The sequence below is a fragment of the Gordonia sp. i37 genome, assembly GCF_002043085.1.
GTDB classification, from domain to species: Bacteria; Actinomycetota; Actinomycetes; order Mycobacteriales; family Mycobacteriaceae; genus Gordonia; species Gordonia polyisoprenivorans.
Window position 1 is genome coordinate 1 of the sequence record NZ_MVPX01000412.1, and the last position, 8,452, is coordinate 8,452.

The window sequence follows — 8,452 nt, forward strand, 5'->3', positions numbered from 1 at the left end:
CCCAAAGCCGGTGATCGCCGCCGTCAACGGCGTGGCCCTCGGTGGTGGTCTCGAGATCGCTCTGGCGTGCCACATCATCGTCGCCGACGAGAAGGCGAGTTTCGGTCTGCCCGAGGTGAAGGTGGGCCTGGCCGCTGCCGCGGGCGGACTCGTTCGGCTACCGCGCGCGATCGGCCCGGCACTGGCCCGCGACATGATCCTCACCGGCCGCCGCATCGACACCGCCGAGGCCTACCGCATCGGTCTGGTCAGCCGCATCGCCGACCACGGCCAGGTACTCGTCGCCGCACGTCAAGTGGCACAGGAGATCCTGGCCGGCTCGCCGACGTCGGTCCGGGCATCGTTGCAGGCAATGGCCGACGCCGAGGCCATCGACGATCCGGTCGAGGCGATCGAGGCGACCTCCTCGGTCCTCGACTCGCTGCTGATCAGTCAAGACACCATCGAGGGGATCAGTGCGTTCGTCAGCAAGCGTCCGCCGCGGTGGACGGGGCGGTAGCGGTCGCCGGCGCAGGGTTGTGGCGCGGAAGGCATTGTGTCTCAACGGGTCTCGAGGCTCGTCGCTATCGCTCCTCACACCTCGACCAGCGGGAAAAAGCATCGCCACCAAGTGGGCACCACCCCTCCGATGGTCGAGGCGCCCGAGCCCGCCAGAGCAAGGGCCTCGAGACCCCGCGACACGACAACGCTGACACGGAACCAGCACCGGCACAAGAGGTCTCGAGGCTCGTCGCTATCGCTCCTCACACCTCGACCAGCGGGAGAAGGATCGCCGGCGGGTAGAAGCACAACCAGCGGGAGAAGCGGTCGCCACCGGGTGGCGGCCACCAGCAGGAGAAGGGTCGCCACCGGGTGGGCGAGTCAGAGGATCACACCGGGATTCAGCAGGCCGTCGGGATCGAGGGTGGCCTTGATGGCGGCGGTCAGCTCCATGACGTCTGGGCCGACCTGATCGGGGAGCCAGCCCTTCTTCAGTCGGCCGACGCCGTGCTCACCGGTGATCGTGCCGCCCAACGAGATCGCCAGGTCCATCACCTGGCCGAACGCCTTCTGGGCGCGGTCGTGCTCGTCGGCGTCGTCGGGATCGAACACGATGAGCGGATGGGTATTGCCGTCACCGGCGTGGGCGATCACCGAGATCATCACCGCGTTGTCGTTCGCGATCCTGCCGACCCCGTCGATCAGTGCGGGTAGTGCCGGTAGCGGCACCCCGACGTCTTCGAGCAGCAGTGAACCGAGTTTCTCCACCGCGGGGATGGCCGCGCGTCGGGCGGCGGTGAACGCCTCCCCCTCGGCGGCGTCGGTGGTGTCGAAGACCTCGGCCGCACCACACGACTCGAAGGCCTCACGGATGATCTCGACCTCGGCCACTCCGGCCGGTCCCGGCGCATCGGACTGCGCGACGAGCAGGGCACCCGCGTCCCGGTCGAGGCCCATCCGCAGCATGTCCTCGACGGCGTTGATCGAGACCTTGTCCATGAACTCCAGCATCGCCGGTCGAATCCTGGCAGTGATCGCGAGAACCGCCTCGCTCGCCGAATGCACCGACGAGAAGGTGCCGACCACCGTGCACGCCGACGCCTGCGGTGGCAGCAGCCGCAGGGTGACCTCGGTGATGATCCCGAGCAGTCCCTCGCTGCCGACGAACAGTTTGGTCAGCGACAACCCGGCCGAATCCTTGAGTTGCTTGCCGCCGAGGCGGATCGCGCGGCCGTCGGCGAGCACCACCTGCATACCGAGCACGTAGTCGGTGGTGACGCCGTACTTGACGCAGCACAGTCCACCGGCGTTGGTGGCCACGTTGCCGCCGATCGAGCAGATCTCGAATGACGACGGGTCCGGCGGATACCAGAGATCGTGTGCCGCGGCAGCGGCCTTGACCTCGGCATTGAACAGCCCCGGCTGCACCACCGCGGTTCGGGTGGCGGTGTCGATGCTCATCTCACGCATCTTCTCGGTCGAGAGCATCACCGCGCCGTCGACGGCCGTCGAACCTCCCGAGAGGCTGGTGCCCGCGCCTCGGGTGATGATCGGGACGCGATGAGCGGCACACCAGCGGACCACCGTCTGGACGTGCTCGGTGGTCGTGGGGCGGATGAGCGCGAGCGGTGTACCGGCCGTCGGGTCGAAGGCTCTGTCCTGCCGATACCCGGCAAGGATGTCGGGGTCGGTGACGATCATCTGGTCGGGGAGGTCGGCGCGCAGATCGGCGAGGTCCACGCTGCCGGTCTCGGTACTCGTGTGCACACTGCTCATGGGTTCAGCGTAGGCGTGGCCGCCGGGTGCCCGTGTCCCTTCCTGAGACCCGCACCGGCACGCCCCTGCGGTGAACGTTTGGCCAACGTCCACACTCCACCGTCGCCCTCACGCACTATGGAGTGATGACCGACTTCAACAAGACCATCATCGACGAGTTCCACGCCAACGACGGCACCGTCACCACCATGGGCTTCGGCCGTAACCTCGTCCTCGTCCACTCCATCGGCGCCAAATCGGGAGCGCAGCGGGTGACGCCGCTGATGTCGCTGCCCGACGGTGCCGGAGGTCGCTTCATCGTCGGCAGCGCGGCCGGCTCTCCGAAGGATCCGGCATGGGTGCACAATCTGCGCAGGAATCCGGAGATCACCATCGAATACGCCGGCGAGAAATCCGGGATCGAAAAGCATCCGGCGACCGCCACCGAACTCGATCCGGCGCAGCGTGAGCAGGCATGGCAGGGTTTCGTCTCGGCGTCCGAGCAATTCCTGAAATACACCGAAACCGCCGAGGGCCGTGTCTTCCCGATCTTTCGCCTGACGCCCAAGAAGTGATTTCGGCACCAGCCGATATCCTGACGAGATGTTCGGGGTTGGCGAGATTGTCGCGGGTTTCGTGGTCGACGCCGTCGTGGGTCACGGCAGCAGCGCCGACGTCTACCGGGTGCACCGCACCGGCGAATCGACGTCGCTCGCGCTGAAGGTTCTCCACGCCGACGACGGCGACACCGGCCGGGCGCGAGAACGCTTCGAGCGAGAGTTCGCGATCGCGTCGCTCCTCGACCATCCGCACATCGTGGCCATGGTCTCGCGCGGTGAGGTACTCGTCGATTCGTCTCCGCCGCGGACGCAGCTGTGGCTGGCGATGCAGTACGTGGCCGGTCCGTCGGCGATGTCGCTGATCCCGCGTGAGGATCAACAGCCGCGGGTGCCCGCGGTACTGCGCGTGGCAGCGCAGATCGGCGACGCCCTGGACTACGCACACTCCCGCGAGATCCTGCATCGGGACGTCAAACCCGCGAACATCCTGCTGACGTCCCCCTCCGACGACACCGACGCCGTGCTCAGCGACTTCGGTATCGCGCGACTCCTCGACGACACCCGGCCCCTCGCCCGCAACGGGCGGGTCCAGGGGTCCATCGCCTACGCTGCCCCCGAATTACTTCAGGCACAACAACTCTCCCCGGCCACCGACGTGTATTCGTTCGCGTGCTCGCTGGTGGAGTTGTTCACCGGGCTGCCGCCGTTCCCACGGTCCACGCCGTTCGCCATCACCTACGCCCACCTGCGTGACGAGCCGCCGAAGCTCACCCGGCGCCGCGATTGGCTTCCGTCGGCGCTGAATTCGGTGTTCGCCAAGGCGCTCGCCAAGAAGCCCGAGGAGCGCTACCAGACGTGCACCGAGTTCGTCGACATCATCTCCCGCGCCCTGCGTGACGTGCCGGTACCGGCACACAATCCGCGACGGCGGCGCCGCGTGCGCGGATATCCGGGCTGATCGGCGCCCCTCGTCGGAGTGACGCCGACCACACTCGGCCGTCATGTTAAATCGGACATCCGGCCCACATCCCGTTCGCGGCAGTTCTTTTCGTGCCCATTGGTCCGATGTCCGGGTCGGCGAATCGCGAATCTGTTTACATGGATCTCCCATTCATGTCACAACCGCTCCCTAACTTGGGTTCCCGTCCATCACACATGTGCCGCAGTGCAACCCGCTCGCGGCCGACGACGCCGGTCGACCCACCACCTGTCGACCCACACCTAGGGGAACCATTGACGGCCGAATCATCGACCTCGTACGACAATTCCGCTCTCACCCATGAGGACGAGGGCTATCACAAGAGTCTGAAGCCGCGGCAGATCCAGATGATCGCCATCGGCGGCGCGATCGGCACCGGCCTGTTCATGGGCGCCGGCAGCCGACTCCACGATGCAGGCCCGGGCCTGTTCATCACCTACGCCGTCTGCGGCGTGTTCGTGTTCTTCATCCTGCGCGCCCTCGGCGAGTTGGTGCTCCATCGCCCGTCATCCGGGTCATTCGTCTCCTACGCGCGTGAGTTCTTCGGTGAGAAAACAGCTTTCGTCACCGGCTGGCTCTACTTCTTCAACTGGGCGGCCACCGCCATCGTCGACGTCACCGCGATCGCGCTCTACGTCCACTACTGGGGCATGTTCGAAGCGATCCCCCAATGGCTGATCGCATTGGTCGCCCTGTGCATCGTGATGGCGATGAACATCATCTCGGTGAAACTGTTCGGCGAGATGGAGTTCTGGGCGTCGATCATCAAGGTCGCCGCACTGGTCACCTTCCTCGTCGTCGGCATCATCTTCCTCGGCGGACGCTTCGACATCGACGGCGCCGCCACCGGATTCAGCGTGATCTCCGACAACGGTGGCATGTTCCCGACCGGTATGTTCTCACTGGTGATCGTCACCTCCGGTGTCATCTTCGCTTACGCCGCAGTCGAATTGGTGGGTACCGCCGCCGGCGAGACCGCCGAACCGGCCAAGGTCATGCCGCGCGCCATCAACTCGGTCATCGTGCGCATCGCCGTGTTCTACGTGGGATCGCTGGTGGTGCTGGCATTGCTGCTGCCCTACACCACCTACAAGGCCGGCGAGAGTCCGTTCGTCACGTTCTTCTCCAAGATCGGCGTCCCCGCCGCCGGCGGCATCATGAACCTCGTCGTGCTCACCGCGGCACTGTCGAGCCTCAACGCCGGTCTCTACTCCACCGGCCGCACCCTGCGGTCGATGGCGATGAACGGCAGCGGCCCGGCGTTCACGGCCAAGATGAACCGCAACGGCGTGCCCTTCGGCGGCATCGCGCTGACCGGTGCGCTGACCCTGCTCGGCGTCGTACTCAACCTGTTCGTCCCGGCCGAGGCCTTCAACATCGCCCTGGATCTCTCGGCGCTGGGCATCATTTCGACCTGGGGCATGATCGTCGCCTGTCAGATCCAGCTGTACCGATGGGAGCAGAAGGGCATTCTCACGCGGCCGGCGTTCCGGCTGCCGGGCACGCCATACACCAGCTACCTGACGCTGCTGTTCCTCGCGGCCGTCGTGGTGTTGATGTGCTGGGACAACTACTGGAATCTCATCGCCATCATCGTCGGTATCCCACTGCTGACCGGCGGGGGGTTCGCCTGCCGCGGCAAGGTCTTGGCGATCTCCCGACAACGCCAGGGCTACACCGGCGAGTACCCGGTGATGCCGCAACCACCGGTGCCCGAAGGCCCCGGCGAGACCGAGGCGAAGGATCGGGACTGACGGATCGCCGCGGGGTGAGGGGTGCCGGAGCGGCACGCCTCACCCCGCGCGCGTGTGTTGCGGCGCGGTGATGCCGTACACGCGACGCGCGGTGTTACGAAAAACGTTGCCCAGCACGTTGTCTCCCCAGGGTTCGAGGATCTCGGTCAGGCTCGCGATGACGGTGTCGATCGATGCATTCGGTTTGTCGATCGGGAAGTTGGAGCCGAACATGACCCGGCTCGCACCGAAGTGACCGACGACGTGCCGGACCAGCGGGCCGACCATCTGTGTCAGGGTCTCGCGGGCACCGATGTTGCCCCACGGCTCACGGCCGTAGCCGAGAACCGGCATGGCAAGCCCGGAAAGCTTGACCACCACATTGCGTTCGGCGGCAATCGAGGTCATGCGCTCACGCCACAGGCGCAGGATGTCGGCGCGGGCCGCCGCGGTGGTCCCGGTGCGCAGCCCGACGGGGCCGAAAGCGCCTACAGGACAACCGAAATGGTCGACGATGACGGTGGTGTCCGGGAATTCGCGGGCGAGGGTGATCACGTCGTAGAGCTGATGGGAGTAGACGAAGACCTCCACGGCGAGCCCGCGGGCGGCGACCTTCTCGACGCCGGAGAGGAAGTCGGCCGATGCGAGCATGCCGTCGACCGGCCCGGCCGATCGGACCTTCGGGTCCGGATGACGCGTCGCGGTGACCTGGATACCGCGCACCCGATCGCTGAGCGCGCGTTGCGCGTCCAGGCGCGCCTCGAAGCCCTCGGCCCGCGGGTCGGCACGCATCATCACCGCACCGAGCGTCGGGGCCACGCCGACCCCGAATGGCAGTCCCTGCAGGTAGTCGATCTCGTCGACGGCCTGCCGGCTCGCGTCGGGCTCCTCGACATCGCCGAGGCGCCAGTACGATTCGGACACCACGACGGACTCGATACCCACCCCGACCACTTGCGCCACCGGCGCGATGTCGGCGCCGTAGTGTCGCGGCTCGTACGCACGTCCGATGATGTGCGGGGTCAACACATAATCGCGCTCGGCTTGGGGAACGGCGACCGAGAAAAGCCTGTCCCCCACTTTGGGGACAAATCGGTATCCACGCGCGACGGGATTACGCGACCACGGTGTCCGACGCGGATTCCATTGTTGGACGTGGGCGTCGACGATCCCCGATATCGTTCCGGCCAACATTGTCACCATTCGAGATTGCCATAGTTGTTGACGCATCTCATGCGTTCGACGGACGAAAAGAATTGCCGGTCGTCGCCATCCTCGGATCGGCTGCGCCACGGCGACGGCCTGCGGGTGAACCGAACTGTCGGTGACGCAGGGCAGAATGGAGATGTTGTCGGTTGACCGGTGATCGGTGACCAGTGATCGGTGGGAGGTGTGCGCAATGGCGAGTCATTCCCGCCATGTGCTGCATCAACTCCGCGACCTGATCGCCCGCGATCCCGACCGCTTCGCCCGCAACATCTACACCCGCCTGTTCGCCATCGACCCCGACCTGCGCGAACTGTTCGGCGCGATGATGTCGCAGCAGCGCGAGGCGTTTTACCACGTCATCGACCACGTTCTCGACGTCATCCCGAGCCCCGACGGACAGGCCGAACTCGTGGAGTTCCTGGCGCAACTCGGGCGCGACCACCGCAAGTACGGGGTACAGCCCGAGCACTATCAGGCGATCTTCCGGGCGTTGATGGGTGAGTTCGCGGTCACGCTCGGCGATCAGTGGGACGACGAGGCCCAGCGGACCGTCGGGCAGGCGATGATGCTCGTCACCGGTGTGATGCGCGGAGCGGCGCAGACCGCGTCGGGGCCGGCGACCTGGACCGCCCGCGTGGTGGAGAAGTTCCGCATCAGCCGCGGTCTGGCGGTGGTACGACTCGTCACCGACACGCCACTGCGATTCAACACGGGCCAATACCTCGAGGCCCAGATCCCCCAGTGGCCGAAGGTGTGGCGCAACCTCTCCCCGGCGATTCCGCCCAACCCGCACGGCGAGTTGGAGTTCCACGTGCGCGCGGTACCCGGTGGCACGGTCAGTCCGACGATCGTCGGTCAGACCCAGCCCGGCGACGTGTGGACGTTCGGTCAGTCGCACGGCACGCTACACATCGACGGCGACCGCGAGGTACTCATGGTCGCCGGCGGCACCGGCCTGGCGCCCTTGCGCGCACTGCTCATCGAGATGTCGGCGCTGGCGACCTCTCCGCCCACCCACGTCTACTACGGGGCGCGGTATCCCGGTGAGCTGTACGACCTACCGGTGTTGCGTCAGATCGCGGCGACCAATCCGTGGCTCACGATCACCGCGGTGTCGGAGGAGCAGACCGATCCGTGGTGGCTCGACGACCCGGTCCGGCCCGCCGAGCTCGGCATCGACCATCGCATCGGTCGGCTCGTCGACGTCGTCGGCGCCGCGGGCAGCTGGGACGACCGGCAAACCCTGATCACCGGCTCACCGATGATGGTGGAGAACACTCGGCGCGGGCTGATCATCGCCGGGGTGCGGGCCAGCCTCATCCAGCACGACCCGATGTTCTAGGGCCCGTCTCGACGCTGCTGCGGCCGCTACCCACCCGCGCCCGGGTTGCCGGGGCCCAGTTGCGGCGCGGTGACGGTCGTCGTCACCACCGAGGTGACGGTCTCCTGTTCGGTGACCGTGGCCGTCGCTGTCGCCGTTGCCGTCGAGGTGACGGTCTGGGTGGCCGTACTGGTGACCGGTGGCCGCGTGACGGTACTCGTGACGGTCTGCTGGTCGACGACCGTCTGGGTGTCGGGTTGGCCGGTGCGGGTGACGGTGACCTCGCTGGTCGGGCCGGGCACCGTGACGGTCGAGGTGACCGCGGCGGGCGTGCCCGAGTCGTCCTTGCCGGTGAACAGCGCCACCAGTGCGACCACGCATAGCAACGCGGCGAGCCCGGCGGCGCCGCCGATGA

At 66.7% G+C, this 8,452-nt stretch carries 7 protein-coding genes and 1 pseudogene; 5 read left to right on the plus strand and 3 right to left on the minus strand.

Annotated elements, in window-relative coordinates; all coding sequences use genetic code 11:
- Positions 1 to 499, plus strand: a 499-nt coding sequence (locus B1964_RS20495) for an enoyl-CoA hydratase-related protein (RefSeq protein WP_172398912.1), incomplete at its 5' end; no start/stop codon positions are given.
- Between the two features lie 362 nt (positions 500 to 861).
- Here the strand turns inward: B1964_RS20495 and B1964_RS20500 are convergent.
- Complete coding sequence (locus B1964_RS20500; RefSeq protein WP_079931087.1) at positions 862 to 2,256, minus strand: FAD-linked oxidase C-terminal domain-containing protein; 1,395 nt, start codon at positions 2,254 to 2,256, stop codon at positions 862 to 864.
- Positions 2,257 to 2,381: 125 nt separating this feature from the next.
- Here B1964_RS20500 and B1964_RS20505 point away from each other — a divergent pair, with 125 nt between their 5' ends.
- The 3 genes from B1964_RS20505 to B1964_RS20515 all read left to right on the plus strand — a co-directional run bounded on the left by B1964_RS20505 (position 2,382) and on the right by B1964_RS20515 (position 5,528).
- A complete protein-coding gene (locus B1964_RS20505; protein WP_079931088.1) occupies positions 2,382 to 2,810 on the plus strand; it encodes a nitroreductase family deazaflavin-dependent oxidoreductase in 429 nt (142 codons plus the stop codon).
- Positions 2,811 to 2,838: 28 nt separating this feature from the next.
- Entirely contained in the window at positions 2,839 to 3,753 is a 915-nt protein-coding gene (locus tag B1964_RS20510) for a serine/threonine-protein kinase (RefSeq protein WP_079931089.1), read from the plus strand.
- 275 nt (positions 3,754 to 4,028) lie between these two features.
- A complete protein-coding gene (locus B1964_RS20515) occupies positions 4,029 to 5,528 on the plus strand; it encodes an amino acid permease (protein WP_079931090.1) in 1,500 nt (499 codons plus the stop codon).
- Between the two features lie 39 nt (positions 5,529 to 5,567).
- On the opposite strand, the gene B1964_RS20520 is transcribed toward B1964_RS20515, so the two are convergent.
- Positions 5,568 to 6,701 (minus strand): amidohydrolase family protein, encoded by a 1,134-nt coding sequence (locus B1964_RS20520; protein ID WP_079931092.1) that lies wholly within the window; start codon positions 6,699 to 6,701, stop codon positions 5,568 to 5,570.
- 205 nt (positions 6,702 to 6,906) lie between these two features.
- On the opposite strand from B1964_RS20520, the gene B1964_RS20525 reads away from it, so the two are divergent.
- Positions 6,907 to 8,058, plus strand: coding sequence for an FAD-binding oxidoreductase (locus B1964_RS20525; protein ID WP_079931091.1), 1,152 nt, complete (start codon positions 6,907 to 6,909; stop codon positions 8,056 to 8,058).
- 26 nt (positions 8,059 to 8,084) lie between these two features.
- On the opposite strand, the pseudogene B1964_RS20530 reads toward B1964_RS20525, so the two are convergent.
- A pseudogene (locus B1964_RS20530) lies at positions 8,085 to 8,452 on the minus strand (hypothetical protein); the annotation flags it as partial.

Bases quoted from the DNA above. Each gene is read 5' to 3' on its own strand.
- B1964_RS20500 (WP_079931087.1), bottom strand. From the start codon at position 2,256: ATGAGCAGTGTGCACACGAGTACCGAGACCGGCAGCGTGGACCTCGCC.
- B1964_RS20505 (WP_079931088.1), top strand. From the start codon at position 2,382: ATGACCGACTTCAACAAGACCATCATCGACGAGTTCCACGCCAACGAC.
- B1964_RS20510 (WP_079931089.1), top strand. From the start codon at position 2,839: ATGTTCGGGGTTGGCGAGATTGTCGCGGGTTTCGTGGTCGACGCCGTC.
- B1964_RS20520 (WP_079931092.1), bottom strand. From the start codon at position 6,701: ATGTTGGCCGGAACGATATCGGGGATCGTCGACGCCCACGTCCAACAA.
- B1964_RS20525 (WP_079931091.1), top strand. From the start codon at position 6,907: ATGGCGAGTCATTCCCGCCATGTGCTGCATCAACTCCGCGACCTGATC.